The sequence below is a fragment of the Streptomyces sp. 2A115 genome, assembly GCF_052245575.1.
In the GTDB taxonomy this organism is placed as follows: domain Bacteria; phylum Actinomycetota; class Actinomycetes; order Streptomycetales; family Streptomycetaceae; genus Streptomyces.
In genome coordinates this window covers 167,680-188,340 of record NZ_JBQQCG010000011.1, presented here as the reverse complement: position 1 = coordinate 188,340, position 20,661 = coordinate 167,680, and the positions used below count along the sequence as shown (strand labels likewise).

Genomic DNA, 20,661 nt, shown 5'->3' with positions numbered 1-20,661 from the left:
ATCTTCGTGTGGGTCGAGCCCTTACGCGGGTGGCGTCGGGTTCAGGCACTGTCCCGGCGGACCCGTAGCGACTGGGCCGGCCAGGTCAAACAGCTGCTGAGCGTGGACTATCCCGACGCCGACGCCGTGGTGCTGGTGATGGACAACCTCAACACCCACACCATCGCCTCACTGTACGAGGCGTTCGAACCAGAAGAAGCCTTCGCCCTGGCCCAGCGCCTCGAGATCCACCACACACCCAGACACGGGTCATGGCTCAACATCGCCGAGACCGAACTCTCCGCGCTGACCCGGCAATGTCTCGACCGCCGGATCGACGACCTGGACACACTCAACACCGAACTCTCGGCCTGGCAGAACGCCACCAACACCGACCAACGTCAGGTGGACTGGCAGTTCACCACCCACGATGCACGCATCAAACTGCGCCACCTCTATCCCAAACATTAGCTGCGACAGTCTACTAGGGCCGCGCTCTTGGACCTCTCTTGGCTTAATCAGTTGAGGTAACGCGGGTGGAGTGTCCGACGATAGGGGCCAAGGGCAACCATCCGCCCCGCCGCCGACCTCGAGAGACCCAGCGTGCTCATAAGACTCCTGCGTACCTACCTCAGGCCGTACAAGAAACCCATCGCCTTACTGGTCCTGCTGCAGTTTCTGCAGACCTGCGCCACGCTCTACCTGCCGACGCTCAACGCGGACATCATCGACAACGGTGTCGTCGCGGGCGACACCGGATACATCCTGTCCTTCGGTGCCCTGATGATCGGCATCTCGCTGGCCCAGGTCGTCTGCAACATCGGTGCCGTCTACTACGGCGCCCGTACGGCTTCGGCGGTCGGCCGGGACATCCGGGCCGGCGTTTTCGACCGGGTGCAGTCGTTCTCCGCGCGTGAGGTCGGTCACTTCGGGGCGCCGTCGCTGATCACCCGCACCACGAACGACGTGCAGCAGGTGCAGATGCTGACGCTGATGACGTTCACGTTGCTCGTGTCAGCGCCGATCATGTGCGTGGGCGGCATCGTCCTGGCGCTCGGCCTGGACGTACCGCTGTCCGGGGTGCTGCTCGCCGTCGTGCCCGTGCTCGGCATCTCGGTCAGTCTCCTGGTGCGCCGGCTGCGGCCCCTCTTCCGCGCCATGCAGGTGCGCCTGGACACGGTGAACCGGGTGCTGCGCGAGCAGATCACCGGCAACCGCGTCATCCGTGCCTTCGTCCGCGACGAGTACGAGGAGGACCGCTTCCGGAAGGCGAACACCCACCTCACCGAGGTGTCCCTCGGCACCGGGCGGATCCTGGCCCTGATGTTCCCGATCGTCATGACGGTGGTGAACCTGTCGTCGATCGCGGTGGTGTGGTTCGGTGCCCATCGGATCGACAGCGGGGGCATGGAGATCGGCGCCCTGACGGCCTTCCTCGCCTACCTCATGCAGATCGTCATGTCCGTGATGATGGCCACCTTCATGTTCATGATGGTGCCGCGCGCGGAGGTCTGTGCCGAGCGCATCCAGGAGGTCATGGACACCTCCAGCAGCGTGGTGCCGCCGAAGGCGCCCGTCCTGGAGCTGCGACGGCACGGTCATCTGGAGGTCCGGGGTGCCGGGTTCCGCTACCCGGGCGCCGAGGAGCCGGTGCTCAGGTCCATCGACCTGGTGGCGCGGCCCGGTGAGACGACCGCCGTGATCGGTTCGACCGGCAGCGGAAAGTCGACGCTTCTCGGGCTCGTCCCGCGGCTGTTCGACGCCACCGCCGGCGAGGTACTGGTGGACGGCGTCGACGTACGGACCGTCGAGCCGCAGCTGCTCGCGCGCACCGTGGGCCTCGTACCGCAGAAGCCGTACCTCTTCGCGGGGACCGTCGCGACGAACCTGCGGTACGGCAATCCGGACGCGACCGACGAGGAGCTGTGGCACGCGCTGGAGGTGGCGCAGGCGAAGGCGTTCGTCGAGGGGCTGGAGAACGGTCTGGACTCGCCCGTCGCGCAGGGCGGCACGAACGTGTCGGGCGGTCAGCGGCAGCGGCTCGCCATCGCCCGGACCCTCGTCCAGCGTCCGGAGATCTACCTCTTCGACGACTCCTTCTCCGCGCTCGACTACGCGACCGACGCGGCCCTTCGTGCGGCGCTCGCCGAGGAGACCGCCGAGGCGACCGTCGTGATCGTCGCCCAGCGGGTGTCGACCATCAGGGAGGCCGACCGGATCGTGGTCCTCGACGAGGGCCGGGTCGTGGGTACGGGCCGCCACCACGAGCTGATGGCGGACAACGACACCTACCGGGAGATCGTGCTCTCCCAGCTGACGGAAGCGGAGGCAGCCTGATGGCCGGGCCCGTGGGGCGGATGATGGCCGGGGGCGGCCCCGACCAGAACTCGATGGACTTCAGGGGGTCCGGCAAACGGCTGCTCGCGCAGTTCCGGTCCGAGCGGATCACGATGTACGTGATGCTGCTCGCCGTGGTCCTGAGCGTGAGCCTGTCCGTGGTGGGCCCGAAGATCCTGGGCGAAGCGACCGACCTGGTCTTCGCGGGCGTCGTCGGACGGGACATGCCCGCCGGCGATTCGAAGGCCGAGGTCCTCGAGTCGATGCGCGAGCGCGGCGACGGCGGTATGGCCGACATGCTCTCCGGGACGGACTTCACGCCGGGTCAGGGCATCGACTTCGGCCAGGTCGGCGAGGTACTGGGGCTCGCGCTCGTGGTGTTCCTGGTGGCCGGCCTGCTGATGGCCGTGGCGACGCGGCTGGTGAACCGGGCGGTCAACATGACCGTGTACCGGATGCGCGAGGACGTGCAGACGAAGCTGTCGCGGCTGCCGCTGTCGTACTTCGACCAGCGGCAGCGCGGCGAGGTGCTCAGCCGCGCCACCAACGACATCGACAACATCGGGCAGACCCTCCAGCAGTCGATGGGCCAGCTCATCAACTCCCTGCTGACCATCGTCGGCGTGCTGGCGATGATGTTCTGGGTCTCGCCGCTGCTCGCCCTGGTCGCGCTGGTCACCGTGCCGCTGTCGTTCGTCGTCGCCACGCGCGTCGGCAAGCGGTCGCAGCCGCACTTCGTGCAGCAGTGGCGCACGACCGGCAAGCTCAACGCGCACATCGAGGAGATGTACACCGGGCACGCCCTGGTGAAGGTCTTCGGGCGGCAGGAGGAGTCGGCGGCGCGGTTCGCCGAGGAGAACGAGAAGCTGTACGAGGCCGGGTTCAAGGCGCAGTTCAACAGCGGCGTCATGCAGCCGCTGATGATGTTCGTGTCCAACCTCAACTACGTGCTGGTGGCCGTGGTCGGCGGTCTGCGGGTCGCGTCCGGCTCGCTGTCGATCGGTGACGTGCAGGCCTTCATCCAGTACTCCCGGCAGTTCTCCATGCCGCTCACCCAGGTCGCGTCGATGGCGAACCTCGTGCAGTCGGGTGTCGCGTCGGCCGAGCGGATCTTCGAGATCCTGGACGCGGAGGAGCAGGAGGCCGACCCGATGCCGGGCGCGAAGCCCGAGGAGCTGCGGGGGCGGGTCGCGCTGGAAGGCGTCTCCTTCCGCTACGAGCCCGAGAAGCCGCTGATCGAGGATTTGTCGCTGAAGGTCGAGCCCGGGCACACCGTGGCGATCGTCGGGCCGACGGGCGCCGGCAAGACGACGCTGGTGAACTTGTTGATGCGGTTCTACGAGGTCACCGGCGGGCGTATCACCCTCGACGGCGTCGACGTCGCCTCCATGTCCCGGGACGAACTCCGGGCCGGGATCGGGATGGTCCTCCAGGACACCTGGCTGTTCGGCGGGACGATCGCGGAGAACATCGCGTACGGGGCCTCTCGCGAGGTCACCCCTGGCGAGATCGAGGAAGCCGCGCGAGCGGCTCACGCCGACCGGTTCATCCGTACGCTGCCCGACGGGTACGACACCGTCATCGACGACGAGGGTTCGGGCGTGAGCGCCGGTGAGAAGCAGCTCATCACGATCGCTCGGGCGTTCCTGTCCGACCCGGTGATCCTCGTCCTTGACGAGGCGACCAGTTCCGTGGACACGCGGACCGAGGTGCTCATCCAGAAGGCGATGGCGAAGCTCGCGCATGGGCGGACGTCGTTCGTGATCGCTCACCGGTTGTCGACGATCCGGGATGCCGACACCATCCTCGTGATGGAGAACGGTTCGATCGTGGAGCAGGGTGCGCATGCGGATCTGCTGGCGGCGGGCGGGGCGTATGCGCGGCTGTATAAGGCGCAGTTCGCGCAGGCGGTGGCGGAGGTGGATTAGGGCCCGCTGTTCGTTCGCTGCGGGCCGGTGGGGGCTTGTAGCGGAGTTCCCCGCGCCCCTGAAGTCTTCAGGGGCGCGGGGAACTGCGTAAACCCTGCCCTCAGTCCAGGTAGCCCCTCAGCTGGTCCGCGAACGCGTGGTCGCGGAGTTTGTTGAGGGTCTTGGACTCGATCTGGCGGATGCGTTCGCGCGTGACGCCGAAGATCCGGCCTATCTCCTCCAGCGTGCGGGGGCGGCCGTCCGCCAGCCCGTACCGAAGCTGGACGACCTTGCGTTCGCGCTCGCCGAGGGTGGAGAGGACCGCTTCCAGGTGCTCCCTCAGCAGGAGGAAGGCCGCCGACTCCACGGGGCTCGTCGCGTCGCCGTCCTCGATGAGGTCGCCGAGCGCTACGTCGTCCTCCTCGCCCACGGGGGCGTGCAACGACACCGGTTCCTGGGCCAGGCGGAGGACTTCGCTGACCCGTTCGCCGGGGAGGTCGAGGTGCGCGGCGACCTCTTCGGGGGTCGGCTCGTAGCCGCGTTCCTGCAGCATGCGGCGCTGGACGCGGACGACACGGTTGATCAACTCGACGACGTGGACGGGCACTCGGATGGTCCGGGCCTGGTCGGCGAGGGCCCGGGACATGGCCTGGCGGATCCACCAGGTGGCGTACGTCGAGAACTTGTAGCCGCGGGCGTAGTCGAACTTCTCGACTGCCCTGATCAGGCCCAGGTTTCCTTCCTGGACCAGGTCGAGCATGGTCAGGCCGCGGCCCACGTACCGCTTGGCGACGGAGACGACGAGCCGCAGGTTGGCCTCGATCAGCCGACGCTTGGCCATCCGGCCCATGACGACCAACTTGTCAAGGTCAAGGGCGAGTTGGCTGTCCAGGTCGGAGGCGAGCCGCAGCTTCTCCTCGGCGAAGAGGCCGGCCTCGACGCGGCGCGCGAGGTCCACCTCCTCCGCCGCGGTGAGCAGCGGGATGCGGCCGATCTCCCGCAGGTACTGGCGGAAGAGGTCGGACGAGGGGCCACCGGTGTCCGCACGTCCGCGGGGCAGGGCCACCGGCTCGGGCGCCTCTGTCTCGGTCTCGACTTCGGTTTCCGCGAGGGCGACGGGCGGCTCCGCGGGCTCGGCCGGGCCTGCGGACTCCCCCGTCTCGGGGTGGTGCGCTGCACGGCTCTGCGGCGGTACGGCCGCGATGACGTCGGTTTCCGCGTCCGTTTCCGTGGTGTTGTCGGTCTGGGTGAGGGTCTGGGTCTGCACGGGGGCGACCTCCAGGAATGTCGCTGCTGAGGCGTGCGGCAGCGGGACGGGGACGACGGCCTCGCCGCTGTCCGTCCCGAACACGTTGAGCGGAACCGCGGGGACAATGGACCCGTCGCGTTCGGGTCGGCCGCGCTCCGAGGACTCAGGCACCGGAACCCAGTGTGGAGTACGACACATCGTCGCCACGAGGGGCGTGCGGCGACTTTTTGAGTCCGGTCCGTGACCACGTGGTTACCGTGGTGGAAAACCCGAGTACCTGTTCGTACCCTGATCTGGCACGATCCCCTGGTGTTGTCCGGTTCCTGCTACGAGTCCCGCTCCGAGACCCATGTCCAGGCGGTCGCGGCCGGTCTGAAGGTGACGGGCCGGCCCGCGGCCGGATGCCTTCGCAGCCGATGGTCACGCTGACGGGTTCCCCGTCGTACGCCGCCGAACCGGCTCGGGGCCAGGAGGTGGCGGGGAGAATGCTGGCGGACGGCTTCGCGACCGGCCGCGTCAAGAGCGAGTCGTCGCCTCGACGCCCTGACCGCGAAGGTCGTCCGCACGGCGACGCGAAGGTCGGCGTCCGCCCTCGTCAGAGCGCGGACGCGCCCTGCTCGCGCAGCGCCTGGTCGTACTGCTGGAGTACCCACAACTCGTTCTGCACCGCGGCCAGTTGGGCCGGGTCCCCCTGGGCGCTGGCGCGGGCGAGGGCGCCCTGGACGTCGCGTACGCGGCGCTCGACGGCGCGGCGGCGGACGGTCACCAGTTGTTCGCCCGCGTACAGCTCGTCGACGGTGCGGCGCATGATGGCTTCGACGGCCAGCTCCGTGACCATCGCGCGGACGGCGTCGTCCGGGGCGGCGGCGCGGACCCGGACCAAGTACTCCTGGGGGTCCTGCACGCCGTACTCGGCCCCGCCCGCCTCCATGATCGTCTCGCGTACGGCGGCATACGGCGCGGCGGTGAACTCGTCCACCCCGTACGCGTCGAAGGCCGGGGAGACCAGTTCCGGGCGCTGGAGGGCGAGTTTGAGGAGCTCGCGCTCGGTGGCGTACACCGGGTTGCGGAGGGTGAGGGCCGGGCCGGAGGGCGGTCTGGGGCCGCCGCCGTTGTCGTACTGCTGCTGGGAGCGGCCGGGGCCGGCCGGCGCCGGGCCCTTGCCACCTCGGTCGCGGGCCCAGCGCGCCAGCTGGGCGACCCGCTTGACCACGAACTGCGTGTCGAGGATGCCGAGCATGCCCGCGAGCTGCACGGCGACCTCGTGCTGAGCACCGCTGTTCTTGATACGGGCCACGATGGGCGCCGCCTCGTCGAGGGCGGCGGCTCGGCCCGCGGGGGTTTCGAGGTCGTAGCGGGCGATGACCTGGCGGAGCGCGAACTCGAAGAGCGGTGTGCGCGGTTCGACCAGGTCGGCGACCGCCTCGTCGCCCTTGGCGAGACGCAGGTCGCAGGGGTCCATGCCGTCGGGGGCGATCGCGATGTACGTCTCGGCGGCGAACTTCTGGTCGTCCTCGAAGGCGCGCAGGGCGGCCTTCTGGCCGGCCGAGTCGCCGTCGAAGGTGAAGATCACGCGCGCCGAGCCGTTGTCCATCAGGAGGCGTCTGAGGATCTTGATGTGGTCGGTGCCGAAGGCCGTGCCGCAGGTCGCGATGGCTGTCGTGATGCCGGCGAGGTGGCAGGCCATGACGTCGGTGTAACCCTCGACGACGACCGCCCGGCTGCTCTTGGCTATGTCCTTCTTGGCGAGGTCGATGCCGTAGAGGACCTGGGACTTGCGGTAGATCGGCGTGTCGGGGGTGTTGAGGTACTTGGGCCCGTTGTCCGACTCGTACAGCTTTCGCGCGCCGAAGCCGACGACCTCGCCGCCGATGTCGCGGATGGGCCACATGAGGCGGCCGCGGAAGCGGTCGATGGGGCCCCGGCGGCCCTCCTGGGAGAGGCCGGAGAGGAACAGCTCCTTGTCGGTGAAGCCCTTGCCGCGGAGATAGCGGGTGAGGTGGTCCCAGCCCTGAGGGCTGTAACCGACGCCGAAGTGCTCGGCCGCGGCCTGGTCGAAGCCGCGCTCGGCGAGGAACTTGCGGCCGGCGTCCGCCTCCGAGCTGGTGTCGAGCTGCTCGATGTAGAACTGGGCGGCGATCTTGTGGGCCTCGACCAGGCGGATGCGCTCGCCGCGCTGGTTGGAGGGGTTGTACCCGCCCTCCTCGTAGCGCAGCGTGATGCCCGCCTGCCCGGCGAGGCGCTCGACCGCCTCCGAGAAGGTGAGGTGGTCGACCTTCATCACGAACGTGATGGTGTCGCCGCCCTCCTGGCAGCCGAAGCAGTGGAAGAGCCCCTTGCTCGGGCTGACCTGGAAGGAGGGCGACTTCTCGTCGTGGAACGGGCACAGCCCTTTGAGGTTGCCGCCGCCCGCGTTGCGCAGCTGGAGGTACTCCGAGACCACGGCGTCGATCGGGACCGCGTCCCGAACAGCCTTCACGTCCTCGTCGTTGATCCTTCCAGCCACGTATGGATTCTACGGGGAGGGTGTGACAGTCGAGAGCCGTCGGCGGTCACGGGGCCAGGCTGTCCAGCGGAACGTGCGGGTCCGCGAGCGCCTCGGTGTCCACCTGTGCCTTCGATCGAATCAGCTGTTGGATCGGCTCTGTGACGTCCCACACATTCACGTTCATCCCGGCCAGCACCCGTCCCTCCGCCAACCAGAAGGCGACGAACTCCCGCTTGCCCGCGTCTCCACGGATCACTACTTGGTCGTACGTCCCCGGGGGCGCCCAGCCCGAGTACTCGAGCCCTACGTCGTACTGGTCGGAGAAGAAATAGGGCACCCTGTCGTACGTCAGCTCACGGCCCAGCATCGCGCGGGCCGCCGCCGGGCCGCCGTTCAGGGCGTTCGCCCAGTGCTCGACGCGCAGGCGGGTGTCGAAGAGCGTGTGATGGAAGGAAGCCACGTCGCCGGCCGCGTAGATGTCCGGGTCGGAGGTGCGCAGCCGCTCGTCGACCGCGACGCCACCGCCGTGCGCGCGGTCCGCCAGAGTGAGGCCCGCCGCCTCGGCGAGGCCGGTGCGCGGGGCGGCGCCGATGGCGGCCAGGACGTCGTGCGCGGGGTGCTCCTCGCCGCCGTCCGTGCGGGCCGCGAGGACCATGCCGTCCTGGCCGACGATCTCGGTGAGCTTGGCGCCGAAGTGGAAACGGACGCCGTGCTCGCGGTGCAGCTCGGTGAAGAGCTGGCCGAGCTCGGGGCCGAGGATGGCGTGCAGCGGGGTCGGCTCGGGCTCGACGACGGTGACCTCGGCGCCGTACTCCCGGGCGGCCGCGGCGACTTCCAGCCCGATCCAGCCCGCGCCCGCGATGACGATGTGGCCGTTGTCGCGGCCCAGGGCGGTCAGCACGTGCTTGAGCCGTTCCGCGTGGGCGAGTCGGCGCAGGTGGTGGACGCCCGCGAGGCCCGTGCCGGGAATGTCCAGCCGACGCGGTTCGGCGCCGGTCGCGAGCAGCAGCTTGTCGTAGTGGACGAGTGTGCCGTCGTCTCCGAAGCGGACGGTCTTCGCGGTCCGGTCGATGGCGTCGACGGTCTGGCCGAGGTGCAGCTCGATGTCGTTGCGCGCGTACCAGGTCGGCTCGTGCACGAAGACGCTGTCGCGTTCCTCCTTGCCGAGCAGGTAGCCCTTGGACAGCGGCGGACGTTCATACGGGTGGTCGCGCTCGTCGCAGATCAGTATTACGCGGCCGGTGAAACCCTCCGACCGGAGCGTCTCGGCCGCCTTCGCGCCGGCCAGACCTCCTCCGACGATGACGAATGTCTGATCCGCGTCGACCACTTGATGCCTCCTGCCGGGGGTCTGGGAAGTGTCCTCCCAGAAAACACTGCGGGTGTCGCCACAAGCGAGCGTCCCGCACGGAGCGTGATGCGGGAAGAGGGAGTGGCCCGATCAGGCCACGGAGTGTCACGCTTTCACCGTCCGAACGTCACAGCTGCCCCCTGAGCCTCGCGTGCAGTGATCGCGCCGACGCGTCCGTCAGTGAGGCGATCTGGTCGACGATCACGCGCTTGCGGGCGCGGTCGTCGTCCCCCTCGTCGAACAAGGCTCGAAACTGCGGGTCGAGTCCGTCCGGCGCGCGGGCGGTGAGCGCCTCGGCCAGCTCGGCGACGACGATCCGCTGGTCGGCGCGGAGCCGCTCCTGCTCGGCGCGCTGCATGACGTACCGGTCGGCCACGGCCTTGAGCACCGCGCACTCCTGTCGCGCCGCGCGAGGCACGACGAGCTCCGCCGCGTACCGCGTGAGCCTGCCCGTCCCGTACGCCGCGCGGGTGGCGCCCTCCGCCGCGAGGCAGAACCGGCCGATGAGCTGGCTGGTGGCGTCCTTCAGGCGGGCCTGCGCGACCGCCGAGCCGTCGTAGCCGTGCGGCCACCACTCCTGGTCGAGGAGGCGGTCGAGGGCTTCGGCGAGCTCGGCGGGGTCGGTGTCCGCCGGGACGTACCGCCCGATCGCGACCGCGAAGATCTCCTGCCGCTCGGGCTCCGCGTGCAGGCAGTTGGGGTCGATGTGGCCCGCGTGCAGACCGTCCTCGACGTCGTGCACCGAGTACGCCACGTCGTCCGACCAGTCCATGACCTGGGCCTCGAAGGTGCTCCGGGTGCCGGGGGCGCCTTTGCGGACCCAGTCGAAGACGGGGCGGTCGTCTTCGTAGACGCCGAATTTCGGGGACTTGGCGTCGGTGGGGTGGGCACCGCGCGGCCAGGGGTACTTGGTGGCGGCGTCGAGGGCGGCGCGGGTGAGGTTGAGGCCGACGCTGACGAGGTCGCCGCTCTCCTCACTGATGACGAAGCGCTTGGGCTCGATCCGGGTCAGGAGCCTGAGCGACTGCGCGTTGCCCTCGAAGCCGCCGCAGTCCTCCGCGAACTCGTTCAGCGCCTGCTCTCCGTTGTGCCCGAAGGGCGGGTGGCCCAGGTCGTGGGAGAGGCACGCCGCCTCCACGAGGTCCGGGTCGCAGCCGAGGGCGGCGCCCAGCTCGCGGCCGACCTGGGCGCACTCCAGGGAGTGGGTCAGCCGGGTGCGGGGGCTCGCGTCCCAGACCCGGCTCCGCGTGCCCGGCGTGACGACCTGGGTCTTGCCGGCGAGGCGCCGCAGGGCGGAGGAGTGGAGCACGCGCGCGCGGTCGCGCTGGAAGGCGGTGCGGCCGGGCCGTTTGTCCGGCTCGACGGCCCATCGCTCGACGGCCGCGTCGTCATAGGTGTCGTCATGGCCGACGCCATAGGTGTCGGCATGGGCGTCATCGTGAGTGTGCTGTGCCGCGTCCTCGTACGACGGTGACTGTGAAGCCTTTCGTGCAATGCCTTCCATGCCCCGACAGTAGACGCATGCACTGACAAACGGGGCATGGACGGCTATCGCGTCCGCGTGCTTCAGGCCGAGGCCAGCTGGCGCTCCGGGGCGGGCTCGGGGGTGGCGAGGGCCTGGTCGTAGCGGTGCAGGACGAGATGGGCCATCGCCGGGTGCGCGCCGAGCGGTGCGGCGGCGATCCAGGGGGCGGCGGCCGCGCACTCGGTGGCGAAGCGGCCGGGGGCGGTGAAGTACGAGGCGACGGCGACCCGGTGGCGGCCGCGGGCGGCGAGTGCGCGCAGGGCGTGCGGGACGGTGGGCGCGGCGGCGGAGGCGTACGCGGGGACGACGGGCACGCCGAGGCGCTCGGCGAGGAGCTGGGCGGTGCGGCGGGTGTCGACGGCCGCGTCGGGGTCGCGGGATCCGGCGGCGGCGAGCACGACTCCGCTCGCGCGGCGGTCCGCGTCGCCTCTCGGCGTACGCCAGCCGGCCTCGACGAGTCGCTCGTACAGCGTCTCCACGAGCAGCGGGTGCGGACCCAGCGGCGAGGCGACACGGGTGTGCGCCGACGATGCGGCCGCGGCCTCCGGGATGTCCTGCTTGACGTGGTAGCCGCGGCTGAGCAGGAGCGGTACGAGGACGGCGTCGCCGGTGCCGAGGGTGGCGAGCGTGTCGGGCAGCAGGGGCTCGTTCAGCTCGATGTGCCCGAGGTGCACGGGCAGCTCCGGGCGCAGCTCGCGGATCCGGTCCACGAGGGTCCGGATCGTGCTCAGGGCGCGCGGGTCGCGGCTGCCGTGGCCCACGAGGACGAGCGCGGGCGGTGCGGAACGCCGGGTGCCGTTGAGGGACACGAGGCTGAGCTGGCTGCCGAGCTGGCTGGTGATCCGGTTCATGAGTTGCGCCGTACTGTCGAGGTGAGCGCCACGGAGCGGCTGGCCGCCGGGGCGGGGCTTGGACTCGTCGCGAGGAGTGTTCGACGCCGTCATGTACTGATGGTGCGGGTAGGAGGTTGCCGCCCCGTTGCGCGGGAATGACGGGTGTTTTCCGGGGGTTCACGGTGACGTGTACGGGGTGTGTGAGGCGCCGCGACCTGCGCTTACGGCATCCCGAGTGAAGCTGGTCACTGCGCGCGGGACGAACCGGATCACCGTGAACCGCGTCCTCACTGGTCACAGGCCACCTGGGAAGGGACCATCCGATGCGCCGTCCGAAGCTGCGCGGACCGCGCCTACCGCGCCTGCCCCGCCTTCCTCGTACCCGTGCCGGGCAGCGGCGGGCCGTGCAGGCCGTGATGGCCGGGTGCGTGCTCGCGCTGCTTCCGGCGACCTGGATGTACGTGGTGACGGGTGACCGGCTGCGGACGACGGCGGACGTCCCCCGTACAGAGGTCGCGGTCGTCTTCGGGGCCGGGCTCTGGGACGGCGAGCCGTCGCCGTATCTCGCGCACCGGCTCGACGCGGCGGCGAAACTGTACGGGGCCGGTCGTGTCGAGGTGGTCCTTGTCACCGGTGACAACAGCCGTGAGGACTACGACGAGCCGGATGCCATGCGTACGTATCTGACGCGGCGGGGCGTGCCCGACCGGCGGATCGTCAGTGATTACGCGGGCTTCGACACGTGGGACTCCTGCGTGCGGGCGAAGAAGATCTTCGGGGTGGACGAGGCCGTGCTGATCAGTCAGGGGTTCCATATCCGGCGGGCGGTCGCGTTGTGCGAGGAGGCGGGGGTCGAGTCGTACGGGGTCGGGGTGGCCGACAGGCATGACGTGACCTGGTACTACGGGGGTGTGCGGGAGGTGGTCGCGGCGGGGAAGGCCGCGCTGGATGTGCTGTTCGAGCCTGATCCTCGGTTTCTCGGGCCCAAGGAGCCGGGCGTGGAGCGGGCGTTGGCGGCGGCGAGGTGAGGGTGGGCTTTTTTCGCCCCCGCCGCCCCTACCCGTCCCATCTCTGGGGCTCCGCCCCAGACCCCGTTTCGGGGGCCGGCCCCCGAACCCCCGCTCCTCAAACGCCGGAGGGGCTGAAATACCAGCAGCCGGGGTCTGGGGGCGCAGCCCTCAGGGATCCTCACGCCCGCCCCGCCCCCGCGGGGAGGTCCCCGTGCCTGCCGCGTAACGGGGAGCGTTCCGCCGTGTAACACGTCCGACGCACGCTGATGGGTATGCAGACCTCCGTTACGCCCACCCACTGCCCGTACTGCGCGCTGCAGTGCGGCATGAACCTGACGCCCACGCCGGACGGCGGCGGTGTGGTCGAGGTGACGGAGCGCACGGACTTCCCGGTGAACCGGGGCGCCCTGTGCGGCAAGGGCCGTACGGCACCGGCGCTGCTCTCGTCCGGGGTCCGGCTGACCTCGCCGCTCGTCCGGAGGGCGGGCGTGCTGGAGCCGGCCGGCTGGGACGAGGCGCTCGACCTGATCGCCGAGGGGCTGTCCCGCACGCGTACGGAGCATGGCCCGGACGCGTGCGGGGTGTTCGGCGGGGGCGGGCTGACCAACGAGAAGGCGTACACGCTCGGGAAGTTCGCCCGGGTCGTGCTCGGCACCTCGCAGATCGACTACAACGGGCGCTTCTGCATGTCGTCCGCGGCGGCCGGCGGGATGAAGGCGTTCGGGCTCGACCGGGGGCTGCCCTTCCCGCTGGAGGACATCCCCAAGACCGGCTGCGTGATCCTGGTCGGCTCGAACCTCGTGGAGACGATGCCGCCGGCGCTCCGCTTTCTCACCGAACTCAAGGAGAACGGCGGCAAGTTGGTCGTCATCGACCCGCGCCGCACGCGGACCGCCGAGCAGGCGGACCTGCATCTGGCGCCCCGCCCCGGTACGGATCTCGCCCTGGCGCTCGGGTTGCTGCACCTGGTGGTGGCGGAGGGGCGTACGGACGAGGCGTACATCGAGGAGCGTACGAGCGGCTGGGCGGAGGCCAGGGCCGCGGCGATGGCGCACTGGCCGGAGTACGTGGAGCGGATCACGGGTGTGTCCGTGCCCGAACTCCGGGAAACGGTACGGCTGTTCTGCGAGCCGGAGTCGGCGATGGTGCTCACCGCCCGCGGGCCCGAGCAGCACTCCAAGGGCACCGACACGGTGGGCGCGTGGATCAACCTCTGCCTGGCGACCGGGCGGGCGGGTCGGCCCTTCTCCGGGTACGGCTGTCTCACCGGACAGGGCAACGGGCAGGGTGGCCGTGAACACGGCCAGAAGGCCGACCAGTTGCCCGGCTACCGCAAACTCGACGACCCGGCCGCCCGTCGCCATGTGGCCGAGGTCTGGGGTGTCGACCCGGACTCGCTGCCGGGTCCCGGCCGCAGCGCGTACGAGCTGCTGGACGCCATGGGTACGGACATCCACGCGCTGTTGCTGATGGGCTCGAACCCGGTGGTGTCCGCACCCCGGGCCGCCCACATCGAGGGCCGGCTGAAGTCGCTGGACTTCCTCGCGGTGGCGGACGTGGTGCTGTCCGAGACCGCGGAACTCGCGGACGTCGTCCTCCCGATCGCCCAGTGGGCCGAGGAGACGGGCACGACGACCAGCCTGGAGGGCCGCGTACTGCTGCGCCGCCAGGCGATCACGCCTCCGGAGGGCGTACGCAGCGACCTCGACGTACTCCATGAACTGGCCGACCGCCTGGGCGTCGAGAAGGGCTTCCCCACGGACCCGGAGGAGGTCTTCGAGGAGCTGCGCCGGGCGAGCGCGGGCGGCCCGGCCGACTACTCGGGCATCACGTACCGCCGCCTGGCTGAGGAGAACGGGGTGTTCTGGCCCTGCCCGGCGGACGGCTCCGCGGGCCGTCCCGCGGGCGCCACCGCCGAGGACTGCGAGGACGCCACGTTCGACGGCCTCCCTGACGACCCGGCGGGCGACGCGGCAGACGACGTGGTCGCCGCGACGCCCGCCGGGCCCAGCCCGGCCCTCTCCCGGAGCGCCCCCGCTCCGGCCGGGGTCCATCCCGGGACCCCCCGCCTGTTCCTCGACCGCTTCGCCACCCCCGACGGTCGTGCCCGGTTCGTCGCCGTCAGCCATCGGCCGTTGGCGGAGGAGCCCGACGACGAGTACCCGGTGCTGCTGACCACCGGGCGGGTGGTCTCCCAGTACCAGTCCGGCGCGCAGACCCGTCGGGTCGACGAGCTGAACGCCGCGGCGCCCGGCTCCTTCGTGGAGCTGCATCCTCGGCTGGCGGAGCGGCTCGGGGCGGTGGACGGGGAACCCCTGGCTGTGGTGTCCCGGCGCGGACGCGCGGTCGCGCCCGCGCGGATCACCACGTCCATTCGGCCTGACACCGTGTTCATGCCGTTCCACTGGCCGGGGGAGGGCCGGGCCAACACGTTGACCAATCCGGCCCTCGACCCGACCTCGCGGATGCCGGAGTTCAAGGCCTGTGCGGTTCGGGTGGAGCGGGTCGACTAGGTAGTACTGAGGCTGCGGGTCGTCTGTGGCTGGTCGCGCCCACGCGGCGGAGCCGCATAGTGTCACAGGCCCGCGCCCCTTAACGGGGCGCCTCAGCCCCGCACATTCGCCAGTTCGACCTTGTCGACGGCGTTCGGGCTGCTGCACCGGTTGCTGGATCCGTCGGCGCCGGCCCACGAGCCTTGCCTGGAACCGGAGTTGATCGTGCGGGAGAGTTCGGGACCGTGGCACGGACCGCACGGACCGCACGGACCGCACGGATCGACCGGACCGCACGGATCGGCCGGACCGCACGGATCGACCGGACCGCACGGATCGACCGGAGGGACTTCATGAACCAGGACCACGGCTACCAGGACTATGGCTACCGCTGGGGCCACTCCGGGCTCGCCCTCGACTTCGACCTCGGCCGGGGCCCCGGCCTCGGCCCCGGCTCCGGCTCCGGCCCCGGCGGAGACACGCCCCGGCTGCTGCGCGTGGCGAGACCCTGCGACCCCGAGCCCGATCCCAAGCGGGCCGCGGACGCCGCACTGCCGCTCGTCGAACTGACCCTGCTCGGCGACGGCATCGGCTGGTCGGGGCCCCGCTTCGGGGGCACGGCGCTCGCGCAGCGCCTGAAGTACCGCGCGCATCACGCGACGTGCGGCGACGGCTGGCACCGGCTGACCGTCGAACTCAGCGACCCCGCGAGCGGGTTGACCGTCTCGGCCGAGTACGCCTCACCCGACGGCGTGCCCGTGCTCCGCTCCCGGGTCCGGCTGCGCAACGACGGCGCCGCGCCGGTCACCGTGCGCTCGGTCGGCAGCCTGGTGCTCGGCGGGCTGCCCTCCCCCGACGAACTGGACGTGCTCCGCGCGCGCAACGACTGGCTCGCCGAATGCCGTTGGTACGCCGAGCCGTTGCGCGCCACCGTCCCCGACATCGGCCGCGAGGTGCACGAGCACGACAGCGGGGCCGAGATGCGGCTCGCCGGGCGCGGAAGCTGGCCCACCGACGGGCACCTGGCGATGGGCGCGTTCACCCACCGGACGGACGAGCGCGCCTGGCTCTGGCAGATCGAGTCCGCGGCGAGCTGGCGGTGGGAGGCGGGCGAGGCGGACCGGCATACGTATCTGGCGCTGGGCGGCCCGTGCGCGGACGAGCACCAATGGCGCCAAGTCCTGGGTCCTGGCGAGGAGTTCGTCAGCGAGTGGGCGGTGCTGGCCCTGGGGGAGCACTTCGACGGGGCGCTGGCCGCGCTGACGTCGTACCGCCGTCTCGTCCGCCGCCCGCACCCCGACCACCAGCGGCTGCCCGTCGTCTTCAACGACTACATGAACACCTTGATGGGCGATCCGACCACCGAGAAACTGCTGCCGCTGATCGACGCGGCGGCGGAGGCGGGCGCGGAGTACTTCTGCGTCGACGCCGGCTGGTACGACGACGAGGGCGCGGACGAGGACGGGGACAGGGGCAGGGAGGGCAGCGGGGACGGGGCGGCAGAGGGAGAGCGGGAAACCGGGAGCTGGTGGGACAGTGTCGGCGCGTGGTTGCCGTCCGAGCGGCGTTTCCCCGGCGGTGGCATCCGCGTGGTGCTCGACCGGATCCGCGAACGCGGGATGGTGCCGGGGCTGTGGCTGGAGCCGGAGGTGGTCGGTGTCCGCAGCCCCGTGGCGCGCGAGCTGCCCGCCGAGGCCTTCCTGTGCCACGAGGGCGGCATCCGGGTCACCGAGCAGGGCCGTCACCAGCTGGACCTGACCCATCCGGCGGCCCGCGCCCACCTCGACAGGACGGTCGACCGGATCGTCGGCGAGTGGGGTGTGGGCTATCTCAAGCTCGACTACAACATCACCACCTCGGCGCCGGGGCTCCTCGACCACTCGCGGGCCTGGCTGTCCTGGCTGACTTCCGTCCTGGACCGCCACCACTCGCTGGTGGTCGAGAACTGCGCGTCGGGCGGAATGCGCATGGACGGCGCGTCCCTGGCCGTCGCCCAGCTCCAGTCCACCTCCGACCAGCAGGACCCCTTGCGCTACCCGCCCATCGCGGCCTCGGCACCGACCGCCGTACCACCCGAGCAGGGCGCCGTCTGGGCCTACCCGCAACCGTCCTTCACCGACGCCGAGATCAGCTTCACGCTGGGCTCCGCGCTGCTCGGGCGGGTCCATCTCTCCGGCCACCTCGACAAGATGACCGACAGTCAGCTGTCTCTCGTGAGGGACGGGGTGGCGGTGTACAAGGCGATCCGCGGCGATCTGCGGACCGCGGTGCCGTTCTGGCCGCTCGGGCTGCCGGGCTGGTCTGACGAGTGGATCGCGCTGGGGCTGCGGGCGCCGGGGGGCGCGGGGGTGACGTATCTGTCGGTGTGGCTGAGGGGGGACGGCTCCGAGGGCTCCGGCGATTCCGACAGCTCCGAACGGGTGCTGCCAGTACGGCACTTGGCCGGGCAGGAGGAGGTACGGATCGAGGTCCTGCACCCGTCGGCTCCGAGTGGCGGGACGGCGGAGTGGGACGGGGCGAAGGCGGGGGTACGGGTCGCTCCGGGCGGGGCCCCGGCGGTGCTGCTGCTGAGGCTGACCGTCGGGGAGTGAGTCGCCGCACCTTCATACCTTCATCGCGCCCGCCAGTCGCGCCGATCCCTCAGCGCCGGGCCCTCAGCGGACCCGCCAGTCGCCCCCTTCGATGAGCTTGCCCCGCGCCCGCAAACCCGCCGCGACGACGCGTGCGGCCACGTACACCCAGGCCAACACCGTCGTGCCGTCCTCGCGGGTCACGTCCCTGGCCACGCGCTCGTACACGTTGGCGGGGTCGCCCGGCGCGTAGTCCTCCAACCGGTCGAGGGTGCCGAGGAGCCGCTCGTACCGCTCGGGGTCGGCGGTGACCAGTTCCCCGCACACCACGCCTCCGGGCTCCTCGACGGCGTACGGATACCCGGGCCCGTCGTACAGCACCGCCCCCGTGAGCCGCCCCGGCACCTCCGAGACCGTACTGCCGAGCAGGAAGAGGTCGTGGTTGTGCTCGCCGGGACGCAGGGTCCCGTACACGAAGAAGGGAAGTCGATTCACCCGGCCACTCACCCTGCCACTCACCCGGACCTCCACCGGAAAGAAGGGCCGCGCCGCCAAGCGCTCGCGCTCGCCCAAGCCCTCGCCCTCACCCGGCCGTCTCACGCTCCATCCACTCCAGGTACTCCGCGCTCCCCCGCACCACCGGCGTCGCGATGATCTCCGGGACGTCGTAGTCGTGCGCCCCGCGCAGATACGTCTCCAGCTCCCCGTACCGCAGCTCCGTCGTCTTGAACAGCACCTGCCACTCCCGCGTGGTCTCGATCTCCCCCTTCCAGCGGTAGACGGACGAGACCGGCCCCGCGATCTGCGCGCAGGCGGCGACGCGCGCCTCCACCGCGCCCCGGGCGAGCGCCTCCGCCTTCTCCGGGGCGTCGGTCGTGGTCAGGACGGTCAGCCAGTCGGTCACGGTCATGATCGATCTCCTTTCCAGGTCTTTGCAGAAACGATTCTCACTCCTCACACGTCCGGCAGCCATCCGCTATGGACATGACAGGTCCCGGCCGCCTAGAACTGTGCGGACATCCCCCGCGCCCCCTACTTTCCACTCCCCCACTCCCCCCACCACCACGCGTTCGCGCGCGTTTTCCTGAGGAGTTCGATGCGTCGGACATGGCACATGCGAGGTTCACGCCTCGCCACCGTCGGCATATCCGCGGCGGCCACCACCTTGCTCGCGGGCGCGCTGACCCCGAGTGCGGGAGCGGCCGACAGGCCGACCCTGGACACCGTCCTCGGCAACGCGGCGGCGGTCCTCGCCGACCAGGCCGCTCGGCTGGGCCTCACCTCCGCGCAGGGCACGAAGGCCCGCGACGTGATCGTCGACGCGGACGGCACGCAGCATGTCCGCTACGACCGGACGTACCGTCAACTCCCGGTGTTGGGCGGTGACTTCGTCCTCCACCTGACCGAAGCCGGCGACTACCGCGGCGAGACCCGGGCCACCACCCGCCCCCTCGCCCTCCCGAGCGTCCAGCCATCGATCCCCGCCCCCAAGGCCGCCGACCTGGCCGCCATCGCGCTGCGCGCCGCGAACCTCGGTGAGACGCTCCGCAAGGTGACCGCCAAGCCGCAGCTCGTCGTCGACGCCCTGCACGGTGCGCCCAGGCTGGCCTGGCGCACCGAGGCCGGGGGCCAGGACTCGCTCGGCAACCCGGTCGCCCGGGTCGTCCTCACCGACGCCGCGACCGGCAAACAGATCGACGCCTGGGACAGCATCGAGACAGCGACCGGAGACGGTCAGTCCCTCTACAGCGGTACGGTCCCGCTGGAGACGACGCCGACGACGACGTCCGGCTCGGCGTACCAACTCACCGACCCCACACGCGGGAACACGTACACGGGCGACGCCCAGAACAAGACGGACACCTGCCTCCTCGTCATCTGCGTCATCCGTGCCCCCTCGACCGTCTTCACGGACACCGACAACAAATGGGGCAGCGGGGCGACTTCGGACCGCGCCTCGGCGGCGGTGGACGCGCAGTACGGCACCAGCACCACCTGGGACTACTACAAGAAAGTCCACGGGCGCAGCGGTATCGCGGGGGACGGCAAGGGCTCGTACAACCGCGTCCACTACGGCAACGGCTACAACAACGCCTTCTGGGACGACAACTGCTTCTGCATGACGTACGGGGACGGTGACGGTACGACGTTCGGCCCGCTGGTGTCGCTGGACGTGGCCGGCCACGAGATGTCGCACGGCGTGACATCGAAGACGGCGGCCCTGACGTACTCGGGCGAGCCCGGCGGCCTGAACGAGGCGACATCCGACATCTTCGGCACGCTGGTGGAGTTCTACGCCGACAACCCAGCCGACCCGGGCGACTACCTGATCGGCGAGAAGGTCGTCCGGTCCGGCTTCGGCAAGCCGGCCCTGCGCTACATGGACCAGCCCTCCAAGGACGGCAACTCCGTGGACTGCTGGACCTCCTCGGTCGGCAACCTCGACGTCCACTACTCCTCGGGCGTCGCCAACCACTTCGCGTACCTCCTCGCGGAGGGCAGCGGCCCGAAGACCATCGGCGGCACCGCCCACAACGGCACGACCTGCGACGGCGCGACGGTCGAGGGCATCGGCAAGGACAAGCTGGGGGCCATCTGGTACCGGGCGCTGACGGTCTACATGACGTCGTCGACGAAGTACGCGGGGGCGCGGACGGCGACGCTCAACGCGGCGCGGGATCTGTACGGGGCGGGGAGTGCGGAGTACGACGCGGTGGGGGCGGCTTGGTCGGCGGTGTCCGTGAACTGACCCGCGCGCTGCGGAGGTTGGCCTGGTAGGACACCTCTGTACGGCCGCCTCGGTCACCGGTCCGGGGCGGCCGTACGTGGTCCGGACCGGTGGTCGAAAAGCCGTGGAGCCGAAGAAGCCGACGCGGATACGCTCGGCCGTCCGACTACCTCGACCACTTCGAGTACTTCC

At 70.7% G+C, this 20,661-nt stretch carries 13 protein-coding genes and 1 pseudogene; 7 read left to right on the top strand and 7 right to left on the bottom strand.

Annotated features, from left to right (window positions below; translation table 11 throughout):
• The 3 genes and pseudogenes from ACTWQR_RS13075 to ACTWQR_RS13065 form a co-directional block, all read left to right on the top strand.
• A pseudogene (locus ACTWQR_RS13075) lies at nt 1-319 on the top strand (transposase); the annotation flags it as partial.
• A gap of 263 nt (nt 320-582) precedes the next feature.
• Nucleotides 583-2,316 (top strand): ABC transporter ATP-binding protein, encoded by a 1,734-nt coding sequence (locus tag ACTWQR_RS13070; RefSeq protein ID WP_443227177.1) that lies wholly within the window; start codon nt 583-585, stop codon nt 2,314-2,316.
• Nucleotides 2,316-4,244 carry an ABC transporter ATP-binding protein gene (locus ACTWQR_RS13065; protein WP_443227176.1) on the top strand — a complete coding sequence of 643 codons (1,929 nt, stop codon included), beginning with the start codon at nt 2,316-2,318 and terminating at the stop codon, nt 4,242-4,244. The genes ACTWQR_RS13070 and ACTWQR_RS13065 overlap by 1 nt, the downstream gene beginning before the upstream one ends.
• Nucleotides 4,245-4,344: 100 nt before the next feature.
• Here ACTWQR_RS13065 and ACTWQR_RS13060 read toward each other — a convergent pair whose 3' ends face one another.
• From ACTWQR_RS13060 to ACTWQR_RS13040, 5 genes are all read right to left on the bottom strand, one after another.
• On the bottom strand, nt 4,345-5,643 hold the full coding sequence (locus ACTWQR_RS13060; protein ID WP_443227175.1) for an RNA polymerase sigma factor: 1,299 nt from the start codon (nt 5,641-5,643) through the stop codon (nt 4,345-4,347).
• A gap of 424 nt (nt 5,644-6,067) precedes the next feature.
• Nucleotides 6,068-7,978 (bottom strand): DNA primase, encoded by a 1,911-nt coding sequence (dnaG, locus tag ACTWQR_RS13055; protein ID WP_443227174.1) that lies wholly within the window; start codon nt 7,976-7,978, stop codon nt 6,068-6,070.
• Nucleotides 7,979-8,024: 46 nt separating this feature from the next.
• The gene (locus tag ACTWQR_RS13050) at nt 8,025-9,290 is read right to left on the bottom strand and encodes an NAD(P)/FAD-dependent oxidoreductase (protein WP_443227173.1); all 1,266 of its coding nucleotides are present in this window, start codon (nt 9,288-9,290) and stop codon (nt 8,025-8,027) included.
• 148 nt (nt 9,291-9,438) lie between these two features.
• Nucleotides 9,439-10,815 carry a deoxyguanosinetriphosphate triphosphohydrolase gene (locus ACTWQR_RS13045; RefSeq protein ID WP_443227172.1) on the bottom strand — a complete coding sequence of 459 codons (1,377 nt, stop codon included), beginning with the start codon at nt 10,813-10,815 and terminating at the stop codon, nt 9,439-9,441.
• 62 nt (nt 10,816-10,877) lie between these two features.
• Nucleotides 10,878-11,780, bottom strand: a complete 903-nt coding sequence (locus tag ACTWQR_RS13040; protein WP_443227171.1) for a sirohydrochlorin chelatase — start codon at nt 11,778-11,780, stop codon at nt 10,878-10,880.
• A gap of 212 nt (nt 11,781-11,992) precedes the next feature.
• Here ACTWQR_RS13040 and ACTWQR_RS13035 point away from each other — a divergent pair, with 212 nt between their 5' ends.
• The 3 genes from ACTWQR_RS13035 to ACTWQR_RS13025 all read left to right on the top strand — a co-directional run bounded on the left by ACTWQR_RS13035 (nt 11,993) and on the right by ACTWQR_RS13025 (nt 17,762).
• On the top strand, nt 11,993-12,697 hold the full coding sequence (locus ACTWQR_RS13035; RefSeq protein ID WP_443227170.1) for a SanA/YdcF family protein: 705 nt from the start codon (nt 11,993-11,995) through the stop codon (nt 12,695-12,697).
• Between the two features lie 254 nt (nt 12,698-12,951).
• Nucleotides 12,952-15,192 carry a molybdopterin oxidoreductase family protein gene (locus ACTWQR_RS13030; RefSeq protein WP_443227169.1) on the top strand — a complete coding sequence of 747 codons (2,241 nt, stop codon included), beginning with the start codon at nt 12,952-12,954 and terminating at the stop codon, nt 15,190-15,192.
• A gap of 332 nt (nt 15,193-15,524) precedes the next feature.
• The gene (locus ACTWQR_RS13025) at nt 15,525-17,762 is read left to right on the top strand and encodes a glycoside hydrolase family 36 protein (RefSeq protein ID WP_443227188.1); all 2,238 of its coding nucleotides are present in this window, start codon (nt 15,525-15,527) and stop codon (nt 17,760-17,762) included.
• 63 nt (nt 17,763-17,825) lie between these two features.
• Here the strand turns inward: ACTWQR_RS13025 and ACTWQR_RS13020 are convergent, their stop codons facing one another.
• Together ACTWQR_RS13020 and cutA are read right to left on the bottom strand one after the other, a co-directional pair.
• Nucleotides 17,826-18,236 (bottom strand): gamma-glutamylcyclotransferase family protein, encoded by a 411-nt coding sequence (locus ACTWQR_RS13020; protein ID WP_443227168.1) that lies wholly within the window; start codon nt 18,234-18,236, stop codon nt 17,826-17,828.
• 88 nt (nt 18,237-18,324) lie between these two features.
• Complete coding sequence (gene cutA, locus ACTWQR_RS13015; protein ID WP_443227167.1) at nt 18,325-18,651, bottom strand: divalent-cation tolerance protein CutA; 327 nt, start codon at nt 18,649-18,651, stop codon at nt 18,325-18,327.
• A 186-nt stretch (nt 18,652-18,837) separates the two neighbouring features.
• Here cutA and ACTWQR_RS13010 point away from each other — a divergent pair, with 186 nt between their 5' ends.
• Nucleotides 18,838-20,490: a M4 family metallopeptidase gene (locus ACTWQR_RS13010; RefSeq protein ID WP_443227166.1), complete on the top strand. Its 1,653-nt coding sequence runs from the start codon at nt 18,838-18,840 to the stop codon at nt 20,488-20,490.
• Nucleotides 20,491-20,661 lie beyond the last annotated feature (171 nt).